The following is a 21,486-nucleotide window of genomic DNA, read 5'->3' as shown; positions in this document are numbered from 1 at the left end:
ACTTTTACAATATATTTTATAATTCAAAAAAATCAAGGCAAGATAAAGAAATAAAAGAAATCGGAACCTATTGAGGAGGCACTGATGAAATCACTAGTCTTAGCGGAAAAACCTAGTGTCGCCAGGGAAATTGCCAGGATACTGAACTGTACTATAAAGGGTAAAGGATACCTTGAGGGCAACAAATATATTGTCACCTGGGCTCTGGGGCACCTGGTAACTCTGGCAGAACCGGAGGATTATGACGAGAAATACAAGACCTGGCGAACAGAAGACCTGCCCATGCTGCCTGCTGAAATGAAAACCGTGGTAATCAAGAAAACAGGTCCACAGTTTCATATAGTAAGCAAATTGATGAAACGTCCGGATGTCCGGGAATTGATTATTGCCACCGACGCCGGGCGGGAGGGAGAACTTGTGGCCAGATGGATCATGAAACAGGCCCGCTGCCAAAAACCTTTTAAACGCCTATGGATATCTTCGCTGACTGACGAAGCTATCAGAGAAGGCTTTACCAGGTTAAGACCAGGTACTGAGTATAATAACCTGTATGATTCAGCAATCTGCCGGGCCGAGGCTGACTGGTTAATCGGACTCAATGTAACCCGGGCCCTTACTGTTAAGTACAATGCCCAGCTGTCTGCCGGACGGGTACAGACCCCCACTCTGGCCATGCTGGTTAGCCGGGAAAAAGAGATAAAAAGGTTTGTGCCGACTGATTTCTGGACAGTCAAGGCTAATTTGGGCAAATTCCAGGCTGAATGGCGAGATAAGTCAGGAAAACATAACCGATTTTCTGATTGCCTGCAAGCAGAAACAATTGTTAATAAGGTAAAAGAAAAGTCCGGAGAAGTAATCGATCTTATAACTCAGGAAAAAAGTGAGCAACCTCCTCTGGCTTATGACTTGACCGAACTGCAAAGGGATGCCAATAAAAAGTTCGGCTACACAGCACAGAAAACTCTTGCAGGCCTGCAAATGCTGTATGAAAGACATAAGTTAGTAACTTATCCCAGAACCGACTCGCGCTATTTAACCTCTGATATGGTACCAACACTGATGCCCAGATTGAAAGCCGTATCGGGCGGTTATTTCGCAGAACTGGTTAAGCCATTGACCGCAAAACCCTTGCCGATAAACAAAAGACTGGTGGATAACAGCAAGGTTACCGACCACCACGCAATTATACCTACCACAGAAAGAGCCAACCTGGCGGCATTGACTGCCGAGGAAAAAAATATCTATGATTTAATAGTACGGCGTTTCATAGCTGTATTCTACCCGGCCTACAGCTATAAGCAAACAACTGTTATAGTGCTCATAGCAGGTGAACATTTTCATGCATCAGGTAAGGTAGTTACCAATCCAGGCTGGAAGGCTGTTTATAATAATGAATCAAGGGAGAAAGACACAGGCTATGACGACACTCCGGAACAGAATTTGCCGCCGCTTAAAAAAGGTGACAAAGTAAAGGTACTGTCCTGCAAGTCTGTTAAAGGACAAACCAAACCGCCGGCCCGCTATACAGAAGCCAGCTTACTTTCGGCTATGGAACACCCGGGTAAATTTATTGAGGACGAGATACTGAAAGAATCTGTGAAGGAAAGTGGACTGGGCACCCCCGCGACAAGGGCGGAAATAATAGAAAAGATTATCTCCTCTAATTATGTCGAACGGCGTGGAAAAGAGTTAATCCCCACAGCCAAAGGCATTCAATTAGTAGAACTCGTACCGCCTGAGCTAAAGCAGGCAGACTTAACTGCTAAATGGGAGCAGCAGCTGCATGATATAGCTATGGGTAAATCCAAACGCACAAAGTTCATTTCAGGCATCAGAGAGCACGCAGAGAAAATTGTAACTACCGTATTGAACAGTTCCAGCACTTTTAAACCGGATAATGTTACCGGCAACAAGTGTCCCAAATGTAGAAAGTTTCTGCTTTCAGTAAAAACTAAAAGAGGCAGCAACCTGGTCTGTCCTGACCGTAGCTGCGGACACAGGCAGGTAGAAAAAGAAACCAGCAACAGGCCCTGCCCCCAGTGTAAAAAGAGAAGGATGGAAATCAGAGAAGGCAAGGGCGGTAAGATTATTGTCTGCACTCACTGCCGGTACCAGGAAAAATATGTATTACAGCCTAAACGTGAAGCAAAGGTCAATATAAAGGCTTACAGTGACAGCGCGCCTCTGGTAACAAACCTGTCAATTCTGGCCAATTTTAAATTTAACGGGGCTAAAGAAAAAAGTGATTAGTCTGCAAACTCCGGAGTCTTCTGAATCCAAGGAAGATTCCGGCCTTCCCGCAGGTATTACTTTACCAATAAGATTTCTTCCTTAATAATATCAGTTATTTTTTTGGCTACCCTATTACCACGCTTTCCATATATCCTCGAAGAAAAAGAAGTAATTATATATATTAAATCCTCCAGTAATTCATCCTGGTTTTCAGACTTTTCATTCAATTCAATAAACTCTATCTTCACCTTATATGATAATAAAAACTCCCGTAAATAATTGTACCCCAAACCGGCCAACCGATCTTTATTTTCAGTTAATACAATGTCAACTTCCCCTTTTATGGCCTGCTTTAGCAATTTAGCAAGTTCTTCCCTGTTCTCTTTCAGACCCGAGCTTATTTCCGTATATACAGCTGCCACACGGTAATCCTTTTCAACCGCATAAGTAATTAATCTCTCTTTCTGTCGCTGCAAACTCCCGTTATCAGCATATTCCTGATTGGCAACCCTGGCGTAAACAGCACAGCGCAGCTGTGCACCGATAGTTTCGGGGGTACCTAAAAGTGCCAGAACCTGTGACTCCCTATAACGCCTGTGACCACCAGGGGTTCTTACGGAAGTTAACTGACCGGTATTATCCCATCTTCTGACGGTTTCCGGCCAAACATTTAATAACTTTGCCACCTGGTTTACTGTCAGTAATTTATCCACCTTGATCAACTCCTACATACATTTTAAAATATGTAGAAAAGAAGAGCAATACACATATTAACAAAATAATAAAATATCTGAGAATATTAGCATTTTTATCGGAAAATATTATATTAAATATTCGTACAAGCTTAAAAATAGAAATCTCAACATGATAAATTGTATTGCAATACCTCTGGTTATTGTATAATATTGTTTGGAGACAAGCTTACTATCATTGTCACCGGACTAAAATTCACTTCTGAAAGAGGTTAAGCTATGGCAAAGTCCAAAGAAGAACGCGTTCATGATGTTTTCGAAACAATATCCGAAAAATATGACTTTATGAACTCCGTGATCAGTTTTCAGCGCCATATTGCCTGGCGAAAAGATACGATGAAGAAGATGGAAGTTAAAAAAGGTTCGTCAGCTCTGGATGTATGCTGTGGTACGGCGGATTGGGCGATTGCCCTGGCTCTTGCAGTAGGCTCCACAGGAACTGTATATGGCCTGGATTTTAGTAAAAACATGCTCAAGATAGGTCAAGACAAAATAGCTGAAAGAGGATTGAAACAAATTAAGCTGGTTCACGGAAACGCTATGGATCTGCCTTTTGAGGATAACTCTTTTGATTATGTAACCATAGGCTTCGGCTTACGAAATGTGCCTGATTATCTGAAAACGCTGCAGGAAATGCGACGGGTAGCCAGGCCGGGCGGAAAGGTGGTCTGCCTGGAAACATCTCAGCCGGAGATCCCGATCTTTCGCCAGTTTTATTATGCTTATTTCCGCCATGTTATGCCACTTTTAGGTAAAATGATTGCTAAAAGCTATAGCCAGTATTCCTGGCTGCAGGAATCAGCCAGGGATTTTCCGGGCAGAAAAGAGCTGGCCGATATGTTCAGACAAGCAGGGCTGATCAATGTCATAGTAAAACCTTATACCCTTGGTGTTGCAGCTATGCACATGGGGTTTAAGCCTCAATAAGGCATCCAACTCAAAATAAGGAACCTTTCCCTGGCAAGAGAAAGGTTCCTTTTTAAGGGTTCACAAATGATTTTATCGCCGGCTGCTATGCATCCCTACACAACTCAGAAAAATCTTCCGACTAATCTGAACCATTGCAGAACACACAGTAACCTTTGCTTGACTGTTATGAATATCTTAGAAGCTCACAACAATCTCTCGACTGTTATAAACCTCAAAAACTCAAAAAAGTTTTATTCGAAACTCATAACAATCTTATCCTAACCGGTAAGTATCATTTACGACCATATAATAATCGTGCGAAAATTACCGATTTGCCCTCCGGCTAACTGACTTTACCAGTCAATATTACCTGCGGCCGGCTGTTGCTACAAATTTCTTTGTCATTGCAACGACCTCGGTTTTAATCAATGTGAACCCGTTGATCCTATTATGCTCCCTTATTATCTTTTTATAAGTATTAAATTATTCCATTATAACCGTTAACTGTCACGTTCTACATTAACCAGGATTTTATAACCGGTACTACTACCGGATCATAAAACAAATTTAAAAACAAAAAAATCAGGAGACCGACTAAGGCACCGACTAATGAACCGTTGACTCTAATCCATTGCAAATCATTTCCTGCCTTATCCTCAACAAACCTGTTCAGGTCTTCATTGGTCAAAGAACTAAGCGTTTCTCTGACTATATTACCAATCAATTTATGCTCCGATTCAATAATTTGGAATATTATTTTCTTAAAATATTTATTAAGCCGGTCTTTATTTTTAGAATCCTGTTTTAATCGCTGCCAGAATATATTAACTTGTCCGATCAGCCAGTTGACAAATGAAGAAATCTCACTATCAATTGGCTTCTGCTTATTTCCCGCTAAACCATCTTCTGTTCCATATAAAGGCTGGTTTACCTTTTTTATCGCTGAATTTATCAGTACTTCCAGTATGGAACCCAAATCCACACGTTCTATAATTGTTTTTTTCCAAATATTTAGGGTTTTAGACCAGGAAGGATTACGGTCAAATTTAGACGGAAGCTCGGAAAATATTGTCTTCAGCCTGAGTCGCAAAGGATGTCCCTCATTCTTTAAGTCCCGCAGCACTTCCAGTAATTCAAATTGCAAGGCTTCTGCCGCATCATCAAGATTTATCGTGTTGGTAATTTCAGCTATCTTCCCTAAAGCTCTGCTCAATAATGATTGAGTTCTCCTATCTTTTATTTCTTCCATAATCTCACGAATTCTATCTCTGGTACCGGGTTTCTCAGCAATCAAAATCATTTCATCAAGTATAAGATTCAGCCATTTCTCATCTTCCCCCTTTTCCGTCAACCATGTGCCCAGCCTTTTCAACAATGGTCCTATATCCAGCCTATCGGCATTTTCTTTAATCATACTTTCAATATACTGAGCTGTTTTGGCAATGTCGATCTTGTCGAAAATTTTTTGTATAAATTTAGCCGCTATTTCTATAAAGTATGGAGAACCCTGCTTCTCCGCCCAATCAATAAACATGTTGACCAAATGCAGCCTATTCAATCGATTTTTAATAGAAGCAGTGCTCAATAACTCCTCTTCAATCATACCTGCCAGAGAGTCAATAAGCTTTTCCCGGTTGGAAGGTATAATAGCAGTATGCCAGGGAAAACCGAGCGGTTTTCTAAATAAAGCGGTAACGGCAAACCAGTCCGCAATACCACCTACCAGCGCTGCTTGCATCACAAAAAATATAAGATTTACAATAAACAAATTACCTAAATAATACTTCAAAAAAGTCGCCGCAAGGAATATAGCAAAAGAAAGTGCCAGGATCCGGTTAGCAAATTTATTATACACCATTAATTTTCACGTCCTATGTCATCCAAAAGGTTAATAAAAATATTAATACGCCCGTTAAACCACCAACTACAGACCCGTTAATGCGTATCATCTGCAAATCATTACCCACCCTGTTTTCTATAAATTCTACCAGTAAATATCCTGAAAAGCGGTTCAAGCTTTCCTTGATAATTATTCCTATTTGTTTGTGCTGGCGATCAATCCAGTTATTCAGAGCTGACTTAACAACCTCATTGAGCCTGTCCTGCTTTACATAATCTTTTTTAAAGTTTTTAATTAATCTATCTATGTATCCGTCTGTCCAACTGTATAATTGCCAGGTTTTATCCTGCGCTGCCGCCGCTTCCTCCCGCAAAGCCCGTATAAAAGCAACCACAGCATTTTGTATATGCAAGTTTTGCTCAATCTGGTTTATTTTCCAGGCTTCCAGTTTATTAATTATTCTTGTATCCTGCTTAAGATTTAAAAGTATAGCCTGAATTCTGACTTTAATTTTATCGCGCCAAAATGAAGCAGGTTCTTTTATCTCTTTGAGAAATTTAAGCAGTTCCGCTTGAAGGTAGTCAGCAATAATCTCCGGAGGCAGACGCAGTATAAAACTTAATATTATTTCGTTAGCTACTTTTCTTCTCAACAAACCTTGCTCGTATAGTTTTCTGAAATTGCAATAAAGGTTTAAAATCATGATTTTCATTTGGCGGTGACCGCAAATTCTGATTAACTCGTCAAGAAAGTAATCAATAACTTTTTCATCATAGCCGTTTTTCAGGGACCATTCCACAACCTCCAGCAGCAAGGGGGACAATTTTATTTTTAAGGCATTTTCTTTCAATAAATCTTCTAAATATTTACCGGTATCCTCTGGATTAATATTAACCCAAATATCCCTTATAATTCTGTTTAGGATGACTTTAATATTTTTATTTCCCCCATATTCTGTAATATATCTTATTAACAGATCTGAAATATTGTAGCCGGCCAATCTCTTTTTAATGTTATCCCTGGTCAGCAGTTCGTTCTCAGCCATATCAATTAAAGTATTGAAAATTTTATCACGGTTTTTAGGGATTATTTCCGTTCGCCAGGGTATACCTAAAGGCTTGCGAAACAGCGCCGAAACAGCAAACCAGTCCGCTAACCCACCAATCATAGCAGCACCGAAAAGGCTTTCCAATAATCCTCCGGCAAAGCTTGAGCGGAAAGGGAAGCTGATTAAAAAACCAACAGTTACGACTGCTAAGGTGATACTCGCCTTATGATAATTGTTTTTGCTCAAGATATTCACTTCTTTTCCTTAGCTTTTAAGCTTTAGCAATATATTGCTAAAGCTTAAATTTTTTATTTCCATTGATCACAAGTGCTATGGCTGCCCGAAAGCTGCTTAAAGAGACTTTCTTGTCCCGGGTCTGAATCATTCTGTAATTCTTCTTTTAAAGAAGATATTCCTCCCGATTGAGCAATTTTATTAACAGGAAAATCGCCTTAAACAGCTTTCGGGCAGCCACAGATCCATCATAAGCATAACTTCCGGGCGCGCACAGAAAAGCACCTGAATATTTTTCCAGGTGCTTTTCCATCACATTCAATCTATTTTATACTGAACTCAACATTTACCACCGCGGTTATTTCCTTCTCCAAGGAAGACGTATCATTTATACCCATATCGGATACATCAGTTGAATTGGGCTGGGTAATTTGAAATACTCCCATTTTGGCGGAGCGCAGTATACCTATCCTACTGCCGGAATTATCGGCCAGTGATTCGGCTCTGTTTTTTGCATCCTTGGCTGCTTCCGCCAGCATGCTGACCTTTAATTCATTAAGCTTGGTATAAAAATACTGGGGTTGCTGGGACTCAAAATGAACTCCCTGATTAATCAGTTCTGTAGAAGAACGAGAAAGTTCTGTAATTTTTTCAACATTATTAGATTTTATTTCAATATACTGCATCAACCGGTAACCCTCTACCAGGTTTGATTGCATCCCGTTAGGGTTCATCTGATATAAGGGGAAGGTCTGAATAGCACTTATAATAATATCTTTTTCCTCAATACCGTTTGTTTTCAGATAACCGACCACTTTATTTAAACTTTCCTTGAGTTTACTGTATGCTTCAGGCAATTGGGCAGACTGTTCTGAAAAGTTTCCTCGCCATAATACCAAATCCGATCGAATTAATTTTTTAGCTGAACCAGTTACAGTAACAGTATTCTTGTCGCCGGAAAAGTCTTTAATACCACCTGCTATGATAAAAGAACAAAGCACCAAAGATACTGCCAAAATAATCACTGCATATAATATTTTTTTTTCACCTTCAGAAAAGTTCATCAAAACCTTCCTTTCAAACTCAAAGTTCTTCATTACCAGACCAGGGATTAGATATAAATTGCATTATGTTTTCCCGCTCACCTGCCTTTTTCAAAGGAACAATCCCTAAGAACCTTATCATGAGGGATTGCAACCTGAATATGGTTTTATTTATATGACGCTATCAATAATGAATTTGTTCCAGTCAAAGATAAATTTTTTTAAGTTTAGTTTAATAATCAAAAAATGCCCTGACATTAATTATTCACACAGGCGGGACATGCTTCCCCCCAGAAACGATCCCAAAAGGTGAGCTTTTGATAGTTTATTTCTTCTTCCGGTGCCGCACTTAATATTTTATGCAGACAATTCTCACATAATTTTTTCCCTGCACAATCAGCTAATTTTGCTGACAATCCCAGTTGCTTAAATTTTTCTTTCCTATCTTGAATAGATATGTTCTCCTCATCCACCGCGTTGTTGCTTACCACAATCAAACCGGCATTACCTTTAAACTCCGGATCATGAATAACGGAATGCCTTTTTCCAACTTGCTCCGCCAGCTTCCGGTACTTATTCTCAGCACTGTCGGAAACATCCCCGCTGATGATCAATTTATCCGCCCTGCTGTCCTGCAGTAACTGTTTTATTTCCGGGTAAAGACCCGGTTCCTCAACCTGATGCTTGGTCAATAACTTTAATACCCGCTCCCTATACTCACCCAGGTATTGTCTTTTCTCATCAATTTTAAGTTCAGGCGCTCCATTTAGCCCGACCAGCAAAGACTGTTCCAAATCACTCTTATTTGACCATTGTTTCATATACTGGCTTTGATTATCTTGCTCCACATATTCCCCTCCCGTAAAAGTTTATGTAAATAATTTTGCACTTTTTAATACTTATCATACGAGACAGTTATTACAGTAATAACAATCATTTGTCTATTTTTAATGTAACTTTATAGAAATATTATTAGCCTGATTTTTAGTTGAACTACTTTGGTAGAAAATTGAACTTTATATAGATCGAGAACTAGACAATAAATAAAAAAATTTTTTATTTTCAAAGTTTTCACTACACAGATAAAAATTCATGATATAATTACAATGATTGCTAGTATATAATTATTTTAAAGGAGGCTATGCAAATGAATTGGAAATGTGATAATTGTGGTTATACTTTTGAGTCTGAGCCAGACAAGCTGCCGGAAAAATGTCCTTCCTGTCAGCAAAAATGCACTTTTCTCAACATCACCTGCTATACGCCTGAATGCCAAATACCGCAAGGTTCTGGTATTGATCCCAGAATTGGCAAAAAGGACTAATTAACCTTTCCAAAGAGCACTCCTGAACAAATTTCATTAATACAAGCCCTGCTATGCAGGGCTTGTATTTTTTAGCCGAAACATTCCATCAATTTGCCACGTCAATTAGTCAGCATATAATAATGCCATAAAAAAACTATTAATCTTAATAACGACCCAATAACAACTCAAATCCGGCCAAAATAATGATATGGCATAAAAATAAAAAAGACAGCGCTTTAGTAATTGTTAACAGCTATATTTTGAAAAAATAATATAAAACTAGCTTTATCTATAGCTTTTAACTTACACTGCTGTTATTTTTCGAAATAAGGATGTGCTGCAATTTGACATCACATGGATCCCGTGCTATATGGATAGCTCTTTTGGCCAATACATCAATTTTTTTGACTAAAGCCGTGGCAGCTTGGATTGGCAATAGTGCAGCAATGTTTTCAGAAGCGCTGCACTCACTGTCAGACCTGGTCAACAGCATTTTTCTATTGATAGGAATGAAACTGGCTTCCCGCCCGCCAGACCAGCAGCACCCCTTCGGCTATGGCAAAGAAGTCTATTTCTGGTCCTTTATAGCTTCTGTATTCATGTTCGGAGTCACAAGTATGGGCTCAATAACCGGAGGCTATCACCAAATAGTCAGCCCGCACGAAATAGCTGCTGCCAGGCTGATGTTTTTTACTCTTTTTCTATCTGTTATTTTTGAATCCTTTTCCCTGCGCGAGGCTATGCGAGCAGTATTAAAAGATGTTGGTGCACAGGCAAAGGGTGTAAGAATATTCTCGACTGCTTTCCGAAATATTAACAATGTTGCCAATCCGGCTGTTAAATTTATTTTTTGGGAAGACCTGGCCGCATTAACCGGTTTAACTATAGCACTCCTTGCCGTTTTTATAAGTGATACGACCGGCAACCTTGTATATGATGGAATTGCTTCAATGATAATAGGAATTGTATTAGGCAGCTTGGCTATTATGCTGGCCTATGAAAACAGAGCTATGATTGTAGGAAGGGCAGCTCATCCCAATATAGTTAAGTGTATCGGGGATATTGCCATGCAAGTTCCCGGAATCATAGACATAAAAGAAATAAAAACCATGTATATAGGAGCTAATTCCCTGCTGATTAACATGACGGCAGAAACCAAACCTTCACTGGAAGTTGATCAGGCCGATGACATAGTCGCTGAGGTAGAAAGAAAAATTATCAGCAAAATGGCTATAGTCAAAGAGATGAGCATAGAGCTTCTGGCGGACGATAAAATAGCGGACTGGCAGAATACAAAAAGAAAAATGGATAGATATAATAGTTAAACTTCAACCTGTATCATTATTTGATACGGGTTTATTTTTGGGGATATTTTTATCCGTCCATGAGCAGGAATTCACAGAGGAAGGTAGAAGATATAAGCTTAGTTATGCATTTTTAAAATATAATCTAAAGGAGAAGTGGAAAATGACAAAAGCTAAGGATATGAACCAAGCGCAAATTGCCCATACCTTTTGCAGCTGGTGTAATTACCGCCTTTTCGTTGCCGGTTATGATTACTGGGGCTGCAAAATGGATGAAAAGAAAAAAGATGAAGAATGCTTATACAAACTGGCAATTCAGAAAGATGAAAAAAATCATTAATACTTCTTTAATAAATTAATTTTTTCATTTCTGCCATGATGCCAATAAAAAATGAAACCTTTTTACAAGGGCAGGGTTGATTAGAGCTAACCCTGTCCTTCTTATATAACAATAAGCTTCCAAAAAAACGGGACGTGTTTATTGAAAAATTTGAACTAGAGCATCAATATTTTCAATCACTCTGGCTCCCTGAGGCAAAGCAGCTGTAACAAATGGCTCCCACGGCACCCCCCTGACAGGTTCCATGATGGCAATAGCACCCCTGTCATCTTTGGTTCGGATCAACCTGCCGCAACCCTGTTTCAATTTAAGACCCATTTCAGGATAATCTACTGAGATCAACGGGTCTAGCCCCTTTTTCTTTACCTCCTGGCACCGGGCTTCGATTAGCGGATCCGGTTTTGGAAAAGGTAATTGCCAGATAACAAGAAGAGACAGTGCCGGACCGGGAACATCAATCCCTTCCCAAAACCCGGTACCAACAAGCACGGATGAAACCTCTTCACGAAATCTTTGTGCCAGGTAGCCACGTTCTCCCCTATCCTCCCACAAGAATTCAAAGGGCAGTGAAAACTCTTTAAGGCCTCTCCTAATTTTCCTGACTTCGGACATAGAGTTAACCAGCACCAGAGCCCGACCTCCGGAAAGCCGTAATAATTGCACCAGTTGCTGCAGGGCCGGGATAAACCTGATTTCATCTTCAACAGGCAAATGTTTCGGTAAGTAGATAAGCACCTGTTGTTCAAAGTTAAAAGAGCTTTCTATTGACGAACTGGAATAATCATCTACTCCCAGGGTACGGGCAAAATAGCCAAATTCTTTACCACTGCTCAAGGTTGCGGAAGAAAAGACCACGGGAAGTTTCCTGGTAAAGAGGTGCTTATTGAGCAACTCGCTTAGATGCCTGGGAACGACGCAAAAACTTCCGTCCGCCCGGTCAACCCAGACAATTGCATCTTCTCCTCCCTTGCGGAGAAACCTGTTCAGAGCCTCTGCCGCTCTCTCAACTATGGTCTCAAATGACTGAAGCTGATTCGATGGAAGGGAATGAAGGTGCAGTCCTGTTTCATTTTGCAACTCGGAGAGCAGCACATCCAGAGCACACCGTAATTTAAGTGCAGCTTCCAGCAGTTGATCATCCGCCTGCACAGCAAGCCGGTCTGCTGTCTCATCCCTGATTGTTGAGCCGCGCAGCTTTTTAAAGAAATCTGAGGCGGCCTTACTCATGGCAACGACAATCGAGAGTAGAGCAGTTCTGGCCCCCTGAATGCTTTCAAGACAGGAGAGCATGCTTACAATGTCTTCCTCAACAATCCGGTGACCTGCTTTCATGGCTGCCGGCGGAATTATTTTATGGCCTTCATCAAAGATCACTGCTGAGTATTCAGGCAGCAAAGGCAGCTTACCGTCAGCCATTCTTTCCTCTCTGCTCCAGAGATCGTCAAAGAAGACAGCGTGGTCACATATTATCAAATCACGGGCCGATCGGTAATGTTCCCTGGCTCTGACGAGCTTGCAATAACCCCTGCAAGTGCAGGACTCACAGTTCATGGTCTCATCCCAGGCTACCTGTTTCCATACCTTATCGGGCACATGCGGCATCTCAGAGCGCTCACCCAGTTTGGTCTGTTCCGCCCAGTGAAAAATTTTCTTGAAGTTTTCACTTGTGAGAGCAGTAAAAGAGTTCTGGTTGACTTTTTCGTCGCAGATATACTGGCGCGGGTCCTTGGCCATGCGTGCATTGATGTCTAAAGAAAGAAGGTTGGACAGTATCTCTATATCCCCTTTAGGCCCGGCCAGCTGTCCCTGTAAAGCTGTGGAAGCGCAGGCTATCACAACAGGTTTTCCTGTAAAACGGGCGTAGGGAAGCGCGCAAAGCAAATACGCAAAGGTTTTTCCCGTACCAAGCCCTGCTTCAGCAAAATGAACCTTTTGTTTACACACAGCATCTGCCAGCTGGTAAGCCGTGAAAATTTGTTCTTCACGTATTTCATAGCCATGTTCCGGCAAAACATCATAGAACACATCGCCGATCCAGCCGGCCAGCCTGGCCGGAAAATCTGCTTTGCCCCGGTATTTAAAAGGTAATTCTGATCTGACAAGAGCACACACAATTTTCCCCTCTTCCTCAATACCGCGCTATCCAACTGGCGTAAAGCAAATTGACTGTTTATAGTTTAATCTGCCGGCAAAAACCGTGAAAGCCTCTCATATAAATAATTCTCTGATTCCAGTATATCAAAGTTTACGTCTTTTAAACGTCTTTCTGCAAAAGGGCCAGCCTTTTAAAGGCCTTCAACTTATCTGAATGGCCAAGTTTAGCCCGCTTTAATGCCCCCTCCAGAACATTGATGGTATGGCGATAGATCCCCCTGTCTACCGGGAAGGGTATCCCGTCCTTGCCCCCGTGAGCAAAGGAATACCTGACCGGATCCCGGAAACTTAACTTTACCCCGTGTACCAGCTCAGCCACCATGGCCAACGCCCGAACAGAGGCAGGCCCCACTCCCGGCATAGACAGTAAAGTCTCAAAATCCTCAGGCTGGCGCTCATAAACTTTATAGAGTATGCTATTCATCCGTCCTGAATTTGGGATATGGTGTTCAGCCGGTAAATCCAGCGTAAGCATTGAATCCGGTTCCCCTTGAACCGGGTCAGCAACACTGTCAAAATCAAAGGCTAACTGCACCGGCCGGCCTGGAGGTACCGGTTTTTGCCGCATTTTTTTCAACACCTTGAGAACCAACTCCGGCTTTTCCCGGGCTAATTGGGCAGAAGCAGCACGGGCCTCCCCACTTTCAGCCGCCACCATATTCAGAACATGGCCTTTTTGTTCACAGGAAATACCTGAATGGGGGTCGCAGACAAAATCGGATAGCCCCTCACCCAGCCAGTGATAGCGCCTGGCATAACAGTTGAGCTCGTTCATACCCTGCTGAACAACAGCCCAGTTGCCGGCTGAATTAAAGACAAAAAAGTGATGATACAGCTGGTACCCGTCCTGCAAAGCAGCACTGTCAACCTTAGCTGCCATTTTACTGGCATAAACCAGGGACTGCAGGTTATTGGAAAGAGCATACTTCTCCCCGGCTGTGAGTATCTCCTGTGGCGTTTTGCGGGAAGTATTTCCCTTACCCCCGGCTAAAAAAAGACCCAGTTCTCCCTGGTAAGGCTTCAACCCTTCTTTTAAAGCACCGCAAACAGTAGTGGTCAACCCGGATGAATGCCAGTCAAAACCTAAAACACAGCCCATTGCCTGGAACCAGAAAGGGTCTGACAGGCGCACCAAAACCTCTCTTGAACCATAGTCCTCCACTACTGCCCGGATTATGGCTGAGCCCAGTTCCTTCATATGAGAAAATAACCAGGATGGGCATTTTCCCGGGTGCAGAGGCAGATTCGCCATTCCTGTACGCATATCAATCACCACCCGATATTCCCTATAATAATTTTTAAAGTTCGCCATGACGGAATAAATTCCTTTAGTGAAATTACTTGCCTACCTAAAAAACGCCCAGGACTAATTCCCGGGCGTTCACGATCATATGAATTTTACAATTCCTGAAAAGATATTAGCGCATTAATAAATCAATATACTCCCGTCTTCTTGCCACGCATTTATATGCAGGTCTTATAATTTTACCGGCATTAACAATCTCCTCTATGCGGTGCGCACTCCATCCGGTTATTCTGGAAATAGCAAAGATTGGAGTATACATTTCAGGTGGTATATTAAGCATCCTATATACAAAACCTGAATAAAAATCAATATTTGTACTGACACCTTTATATATTTTTCGTGATTCACCAATTACTTTTGGTGCGAGCTTCTCAACTTTCATATAAAGACTATATTCATCTTCCAGTCCGGTTTCCTCCGCCAATTGAGCAACATGTTCCTTTAATATGACAGCCCTGGGATCTGATATCGAGTAAACAGCATGTCCTATACCATAAATCAGTCCTGATTTATCAAAGGCTTGCTTATTTAAAACTTTTATCAGGTAGTTTTCAATTTCGTCTTCATCATACCAATCATTCACATTTCGTTTCATATCTTCAAACATTTGAACAACTTTAATATTTGCTCCCCCATGCCTTGGCCCCTTCAGTGATCCCAGTGCCGCAGCTATGGTAGAATATGTGTCTGTCCCCGAGGATGTTACGAGATGAGTTGCGAAAGTAGAATTGTTTCCACCACCATGCTCGGCATGAAGCACCAGTGCGAGATCAAGAAGCTTGGCCTCAAGTTTTGTAAATTTACTGTCCGGTCTAATCATATGCAAGATATTCTCAGCAGTGCTTAAATCCAGTCTTGGCGGGTGTATATAAAGGCTCTTATCCGAATGATAGTGGGATAAAGCCTGATAGGCATATACCGCCAGTGTGGGCAAACATGAAATGAGCTTAATACACTGTTTAAATACATTTTCAATTGAGGTATTGTCCGCCTCTTCATCAAAACTGTACAAAGCCAAAACACCTCTGGCCAAAGCATTCATGATATCTCTGCTGGGAGCTTTCAGAATCATATCCCGAACAAAGTTTTCAGGCAGCTTACGAAATGAACACATTAATTGTTCAAAATTATTGAGTTCTTTTTTGCCGGGCAAATTACCAAAAAGCAATAAATAGGCAGTTTCTTCGAAGCCATAGCGATCTTCTCTGAGAAAACCTTCCACAATATCATTTATATCAATACCTCTGTACAATAATCTTCCCGGAACCGGTATCATATCGTCTTCGTCAACGATATAGGCATGTACTTCACCGATTTCAGTCAAGCCAACAAGCACACCTCTACCGTCCAGATCCCGAAGCCCTCTCTTTACATGATATCTATCATACAACTCGGAATTAATCTTATTTGTCTTTTGAGCCAGCTTAATAAACTCATCCAACGCATTTCTTTCAAAAGTTTCATATTTTTGCATAAATTATACCCCACTCATAATTATTCCTAATTCATATTATATCATATAATCAGTTAAAAGAGAACCCGAAGAGGCTAAGATGCAACAGCTAAGCCCTGCTAATACAAAGCGGCCTGAACAAAAAACACACAGTTATTTTGTCTAAAATATCACAATAATCAGAATTTGACAATAGTTTTGGTAAATTTCACTAAAGAACAACAACCCCGCAGAATATGCGGGGGTTGCACAGCGAACACTTTATATCGTAAAATTCTGGCCGGCCAGGACCATGTCCAATAAATTCACCTGGCCGTCCTGGTTAATATCAAAGCTGCACCAACCGGGGGTACCGCTCTCGCCAATATGCTGGCCCACCAGAATCATGTCCAGCACATCCACGCTGCCGTCACTGTTCAGATCACAGTCGGTTTCATCTTCCATAAGCTGAGCAATTCTTGTTTCCGACTCGGTCAGCTTGGCCAGGTTGACAACCATTCCTTGCTGCGCTTCTGTAAGAGCGTTATAGGCTGTGCGGGCTGCTTCCACACTGACTTTGTCAGCCAGGGTGATGTTGTCGGAAGCAGGCAATGCCTCAATCATTTCTATTACCGCAGCAACGGGATCCGCAGCAGAATCGGCGACCGTAATCCGGCAAACACCGCTGTAACTATCGTCACCGGCTTTTACGGCGATAACGGCGGTACCTTTGGCCATACCCGTCACCACACCCTCTGCCACGGTGGCAACGGCAGGATTGCTGCTAACCCAAACTACTGTTTTCCCGCTCGGGATGCCATGAGTAAGGGTTAAAGTATCACCGGGTTTAATTATCCCCGACCCGGAAGACAAACCTGCATCTGCTCCCGGCAAGAGAACTGTTGCCGCGGCGGGTACTTTCCAACCGGCATCTACACTTGTGAAACCTGTGGTACGCAAATTCAGAACGGTAAGCGTGACAATATTGAAACAGCTGCTGCCTATGCTTGTCACACTGCTTGGAACGTCAAGATAGGTTAATCCGGCATTCTGAAAACAATTTTTACCAAGACTAGTTATGCTTTCCGGAAGCTCAATAGAGCTTAATCCTATGCAGCCGTAAAAACAACTGTTGCCTATGCTGGTTATACTGTCTGGGAGCACAACAGAGCTTAATCTGGTACAACCATAAAAACAACTGCTGTCCATGCTAATTATACTGTCTGGAAGCACAACGGAGCTTAATCCGGTACAACCATAAAAACAACTGTTGTCCATGCTGGTTATACTATCCGGAAGTTCAATGGAATTTAAACCAGTGCAGTCTTTAAAGAAACTGGCGGGCAAACTGGTCATTCCCTGAGGCAATTTTACTGTTTTAAGGTTTATGCAATTTTGCAGCAAAGATAATCCCAAAACACTCATTCCCGTAAGATCTATTTCTGTAATACTAGTGCATTCCTGAAAAACGCCGTTACCAAGGCTGTTAATGCTGTCTGGCAGCTCAATTTTCTTTATTCCGGTACAACCGCTAAAGAAATAATCAGGCAAACCGGTTATCCCCTGGGGAAGCTTTATTTTTGTTAGATCCGTAATACCGGTACAGCCTTGGAAGATATTTGGACTAAGAGTGGTTGTAGCTATCCCACTGAAGTCGGCCTCTGTTAAACCAGTACACCCTAAAAAAACACTGTTGCCAAGACTATTGACACTACTGGGTAATGTAATAGACGTAAGACCGGTACAAGCACTAAAACATGCCCGGCCAATAACGTTAACTCCCTCCGGTATATTTATTCCGGTAAGAGCTTTGCAACCGTAAAAACTGTTGTCCCCCAGGCTCGCCACCGTATCCGGCAAAACTATCCCCGTCAACTTGGAGCAGTCCTTAAAGGCATTTGCAGTTATTCCGTTAATACCTGTACAATTGCTGAAATTCAAACTTTTGGGCACTGTCCAATCAAAGATGCTTCCATTAACAACAGCGGAAGTAATAACGGTATTTCCACTCAGATTAATGGCAGAAACACTTTTTAAGTATTTCATCACAGCCATATCCTCATTGTTAATGCTTGCATTGGACAAGTCAATAGTACCCGTAATGGCAGCCAGCTCTGTCAGTGTCAAATTACCGCTGTAGCCACTTTCTTTACCCGCCGCGATAGCCAGCTTACTTTTGAAAGCGGAATTGTTAATGGCGACAAAACCATCCCCTTCAAAAACAACTTTCATGGTGACAGTAATAGTATAGGTTTTTGTAACCGTCCCATCCGGTGTGGTCACTTTCACCAGAATTGTATTGGCACCCAGCGCTAATGGAATAAAAGCTGAAGATACACCGTCCGTTAACATCTGGTTGTTGATTTTTATAGCCGAGCCCGCGTCTGCCGCCCTGACATTGACAGTGGTACCGGTAAGATGACACCCTGTTTCGGCAGTATAAAAAATAACTGACGGGTCAAAAGCTTCCTTCAAGGTAATGCCTGATAGGACTAATTCCTGTAATCTGGCATTATCCGTATCAGCAACCGTTACCCTGCAAATACCGCTGTAACTGTTGTCATCTGTTTTCGCGCAGATAATGGCGGTACCGGACTTAGTACCTGCCACCACCCCGTTTGAAACTGTGGCGATTCCCGTATCACTGCTGACCCACACTACATTTTTATCCTGCGGTATGCTGTGGGCGATAGTCACTGTCTCTTCTCCCAGCTTTATATTTGCCGACTCAGGCAATCCGGCATCTAATCCCGGAAAAAGTACCGCAGTTGTGCCTGGCACTTTCCAAGCGGCATTCACACTGGTAAAATTTGTTTTGCGCAAGTCCAGAATAGCAAGAGACGTACAATTATTAAAACAATTACTGGCTATTGCAATCCCATTATTTTGGAAAACAACATAATTTAATGCCGTACATTTATTGAAACAGTTGCTGCCAATTGAAATCACATGATCCGGAATGGCAGCACAGGTCAATTTCGCACATTCTGCGAAACAACCATTAGGAAGTGCTGTGATCCCGGAGGGAAGCACAGGTATTTCTTGAAACCCTGCGAGAGCGAAGCAATTGCCTCCCAGACCGGTGACGCTGTCCGGCAAATCAATTTGGATAAGGGCACTGCAACCAACAAAGGCAGAGTCCCCGATACTTGTAATTCCCTCAGGTAAGCCTATGTCAACAAGTCCCGTGCACATATAAAATGCATAATTATCTACCTTTTTCACCGTATTCGGCAACATTATCCCTGTAAGGTTGGAGCATTCCCGGAAATTTGTGCCGATGGAGGTAATACCTGTGCAGCCGCTGAAGTCCAGACTTTTTGGGGTTCTCCAGTCAAAGGTGTCTTTTTTAACCGTGGCAGAGGTAATGGCAGTGTTGCCGGATAGATTGATAGCGGAAACACCTTGCAGATATTTCATCACAGCCATGTCATCGTTGGTAATGCCTGCGTTGGACAGGTCTATGCTTCCCGTAACAGCGGCAAGCTCAACAAATGTCAGTTTACCTGTGTAGCCGCTTTCTTTCCCAGCGGCAACTGCCAGTTTTTCCTGGAGCACCGAGTTACCGACGGCTACATAGCCATCCCCTATAGAAACCGCTTTCATGGTGATGTTGACGGTATAATTTTTGATTACGGTTCCGTCTGCCGATGCTACTTTAATCTGAATTGTGTTGACACCCGCTTTTAAAGCAATAGCTCCTGAAGGAGTGCCGTCCTCCACAACCTCATTGTTTATTGTCAGGATTGAACCAGTATCTGCTGCCCTGGCAATAACGGTGGTGCTTCTGACGTCCCCCGCTATTTCGGCGGTATAAATATATTTTGTGGGGTCAAAAGTTTCATTTAATGTGATTCCGGATAAGGATAATTCCTGCAATACCACTCCGCCGCTATCCGTAACCGTCACCTGGCAGCAGCCGCTGTAGGTATTATCAGCGGTTGTCGCATAAATAAATGCGGTACCGGCTTGCACCCCTGTCACCACACCGTTTTCAACTGTGGCTACAGTATTGTCGCTGCTGCCCCAGATCACCGTTTTATCCGGAGGTATGATATGGTTAATGGCTAAAGTTTCCTCACCAAGCTTAACAGACCCGGTTAGAGGAGAAAATTGCGCATCTGTTCCCAAAAGCACAATGGCGGAAGTCGGAATTCCCCATTTAGTATCCACATTTGTAAAATTTGTTTGACGAAAATCAAGTATAGCAAGAGAGTCACCACTAAAACATCCATCACCAATACTTTGCAAACTGTTCGGCAATTTAAGATATCTTAACTTATAACAAAAGCTTAGGCTGTTTGCACCCAAAGTTGTCAGAGTATCCGGCAGGATAATGTCAGAAAGGGAATTACAGCCTCGGAAACAATCCTGGCCGATACTTTGCAAATTTTCCGGCAATTTGATACTTTCAAGATAAATAACGCCATAAAAAATTCCTTTGCCTAAAGCGGTCATACTATCCGGCAAAGCAATGTCCTTAAGGGCATAACAGCCTTCAAAACTTTCATCTCCAATACTTTGCAAGTTTTTCGATAATCTAATGCTGGCCAGTTTGGTGCAACCGATAAAGCTTTGTGCCCCTATGCTTGTCACCGTATCAGGAAGGCTAACGTATATTAATTCTTTACATGAACGAAAACATTTATCTCCGATACTTGCAGTACCCTCGGGCAGGATGATAGCCGTTAAATTGTTGCATTCTTCAAAAGCCTGCGCCGCTATTTCCGTAACACCGGTGCAGCCGCTGAAGTCCAGGCTTTTGGCCGTAGTCCAATCAAAAGTCACTTTTTTCACCGTTGCCGTCGTAATATCTGTGTTACCGGACAGGTTGACAGAGGAAACACCCTTTAAATACTGCATAACAGCCATGTCCCCATCGGTGATGCCTGCGTCGGATAAATTCACTGCACCGGTAATGGCTTCCAGATCCCTAACGGTCAAGTCTTTTTCGTAGCCGTCTTCCTTACCTGCAGTAAGGGCCAGCCTATTTTTGAGTACTGCATTGTTAATAACTACGGAACCATGTTGACCATCAGTATCCGGTTCTTTTACTTCAATGGTAATGTCAGATATCTTTGTTGTAAAATAGTTTTTTTGCTTCATCCACCAGGTAGGTCCGTATTTGACCCAGACATAGCCGCCTTTTATCGTATAAGTACCAGGTATTGTATTCTCCGGCACAACAAACCTGATTGTTTTTAGCTTTTCTAAGTCTCCAATGGCTTTAACATTTTCCGATTTAACAGTATCCAGTCCGGGAATGTCGGTAACAAAACTTGTGTAAGAGTCTAGCAAATCGACTATATTCGACTGGTCAATGGTAGTATGGTTTACAACCAGTGTCGCAATATCAAGATCTGGAACGGTAATATTCACTTCATCTCCGGGCCAGATTTCCTCCGTGTTTTCAACATTTACCGCCAACAATTGGGGTTGATATTCCGCATTTTCTTTAACCGTAAAACGAATATCCGGCAATGAAGAGAACCTGTGATCTGTCTGGCCGGCACCTGTGACCGGGGGTGCGTCACCGACCGGCGTTTCACTGTATAAACCGTTGCCAAACCAATTTTCATCAATATG

14 protein-coding genes are annotated in these 21,486 nt (G+C 42.2%); 5 read left to right on the top strand and 9 right to left on the bottom strand.

Annotated features, from left to right (window positions below; translation table 11 throughout):
- The first annotated feature begins 84 nt into the window (after positions 1-84).
- Positions 85-2,250, top strand: coding sequence for a DNA topoisomerase III (locus DTOX_RS09850; RefSeq protein WP_015757541.1), 2,166 nt, complete (start codon positions 85-87; stop codon positions 2,248-2,250).
- A gap of 56 nt (positions 2,251-2,306) precedes the next feature.
- On the opposite strand, the gene DTOX_RS09845 is transcribed toward DTOX_RS09850, so the two are convergent.
- Complete coding sequence (locus DTOX_RS09845) at positions 2,307-2,945, bottom strand: IS607 family transposase (protein ID WP_015757540.1); 639 nt, start codon at positions 2,943-2,945, stop codon at positions 2,307-2,309.
- 258 nt (positions 2,946-3,203) lie between these two features.
- Between DTOX_RS09845 and DTOX_RS09840 the strand changes: the two genes are divergently transcribed.
- Entirely contained in the window at positions 3,204-3,911 is a 708-nt protein-coding gene (locus tag DTOX_RS09840; protein WP_015757539.1) for a demethylmenaquinone methyltransferase, read from the top strand.
- Positions 3,912-4,407: 496 nt separating this feature from the next.
- On the opposite strand, the gene DTOX_RS09835 is transcribed toward DTOX_RS09840, so the two are convergent.
- The 4 genes from DTOX_RS09835 to DTOX_RS09820 form a co-directional block, all read right to left on the bottom strand.
- The gene (locus DTOX_RS09835; RefSeq protein ID WP_015757538.1) at positions 4,408-5,751 is read right to left on the bottom strand and encodes a DUF445 domain-containing protein; all 1,344 of its coding nucleotides are present in this window, start codon (positions 5,749-5,751) and stop codon (positions 4,408-4,410) included.
- Positions 5,752-5,764: 13 nt separating this feature from the next.
- Positions 5,765-7,027 carry a DUF445 domain-containing protein gene (locus DTOX_RS09830; protein WP_042315649.1) on the bottom strand — a complete coding sequence of 421 codons (1,263 nt, stop codon included), beginning with the start codon at positions 7,025-7,027 and terminating at the stop codon, positions 5,765-5,767.
- A 311-nt stretch (positions 7,028-7,338) separates the two neighbouring features.
- The gene (locus tag DTOX_RS09825) at positions 7,339-8,079 is read right to left on the bottom strand and encodes an SIMPL domain-containing protein (protein WP_015757536.1); all 741 of its coding nucleotides are present in this window, start codon (positions 8,077-8,079) and stop codon (positions 7,339-7,341) included.
- Between the two features lie 236 nt (positions 8,080-8,315).
- Positions 8,316-8,906 carry a YueI family protein gene (locus DTOX_RS09820; protein ID WP_015757535.1) on the bottom strand — a complete coding sequence of 197 codons (591 nt, stop codon included), beginning with the start codon at positions 8,904-8,906 and terminating at the stop codon, positions 8,316-8,318.
- Positions 8,907-9,205: 299 nt separating this feature from the next.
- Here DTOX_RS09820 and DTOX_RS23645 point away from each other — a divergent pair, with 299 nt between their 5' ends.
- The 3 genes from DTOX_RS23645 to DTOX_RS22940 all read left to right on the top strand — a co-directional run bounded on the left by DTOX_RS23645 (position 9,206) and on the right by DTOX_RS22940 (position 11,008).
- Positions 9,206-9,382 carry a rubredoxin-like domain-containing protein gene (locus tag DTOX_RS23645; protein ID WP_015757534.1) on the top strand — a complete coding sequence of 59 codons (177 nt, stop codon included), beginning with the start codon at positions 9,206-9,208 and terminating at the stop codon, positions 9,380-9,382.
- Between the two features lie 326 nt (positions 9,383-9,708).
- Positions 9,709-10,689 carry a cation diffusion facilitator family transporter gene (locus DTOX_RS09815; RefSeq protein WP_015757533.1) on the top strand — a complete coding sequence of 327 codons (981 nt, stop codon included), beginning with the start codon at positions 9,709-9,711 and terminating at the stop codon, positions 10,687-10,689.
- A 142-nt stretch (positions 10,690-10,831) separates the two neighbouring features.
- Positions 10,832-11,008: a hypothetical protein gene (locus DTOX_RS22940; RefSeq protein ID WP_015757532.1), complete on the top strand. Its 177-nt coding sequence runs from the start codon at positions 10,832-10,834 to the stop codon at positions 11,006-11,008.
- 138 nt (positions 11,009-11,146) lie between these two features.
- On the opposite strand, the gene DTOX_RS09810 is transcribed toward DTOX_RS22940, so the two are convergent.
- The 4 genes from DTOX_RS09810 to DTOX_RS09795 all read right to left on the bottom strand — a co-directional run bounded on the left by DTOX_RS09810 (position 11,147) and on the right by DTOX_RS09795 (position 21,381).
- On the bottom strand, positions 11,147-13,120 hold the full coding sequence (locus tag DTOX_RS09810; RefSeq protein ID WP_015757531.1) for an ATP-dependent DNA helicase: 1,974 nt from the start codon (positions 13,118-13,120) through the stop codon (positions 11,147-11,149).
- A 142-nt stretch (positions 13,121-13,262) separates the two neighbouring features.
- A complete protein-coding gene (locus DTOX_RS09805; protein WP_422698404.1) occupies positions 13,263-14,414 on the bottom strand; it encodes a DUF763 domain-containing protein in 1,152 nt (383 codons plus the stop codon).
- 166 nt (positions 14,415-14,580) lie between these two features.
- Positions 14,581-15,942 (bottom strand): citrate/2-methylcitrate synthase, encoded by a 1,362-nt coding sequence (locus DTOX_RS09800; RefSeq protein WP_015757529.1) that lies wholly within the window; start codon positions 15,940-15,942, stop codon positions 14,581-14,583.
- A 240-nt stretch (positions 15,943-16,182) separates the two neighbouring features.
- Complete coding sequence (locus DTOX_RS09795; RefSeq protein WP_015757528.1) at positions 16,183-21,381, bottom strand: leucine-rich repeat protein; 5,199 nt, start codon at positions 21,379-21,381, stop codon at positions 16,183-16,185.
- Positions 21,382-21,486 lie beyond the last annotated feature (105 nt).

Origin of the sequence: Desulfofarcimen acetoxidans DSM 771, assembly GCF_000024205.1 — a bacterium.
Classification (GTDB): Bacteria; Bacillota; Desulfotomaculia; order Desulfotomaculales; family Desulfofarciminaceae; genus Desulfofarcimen; species Desulfofarcimen acetoxidans.
This window is presented reverse-complemented; position numbering and strand designations above follow the sequence as displayed.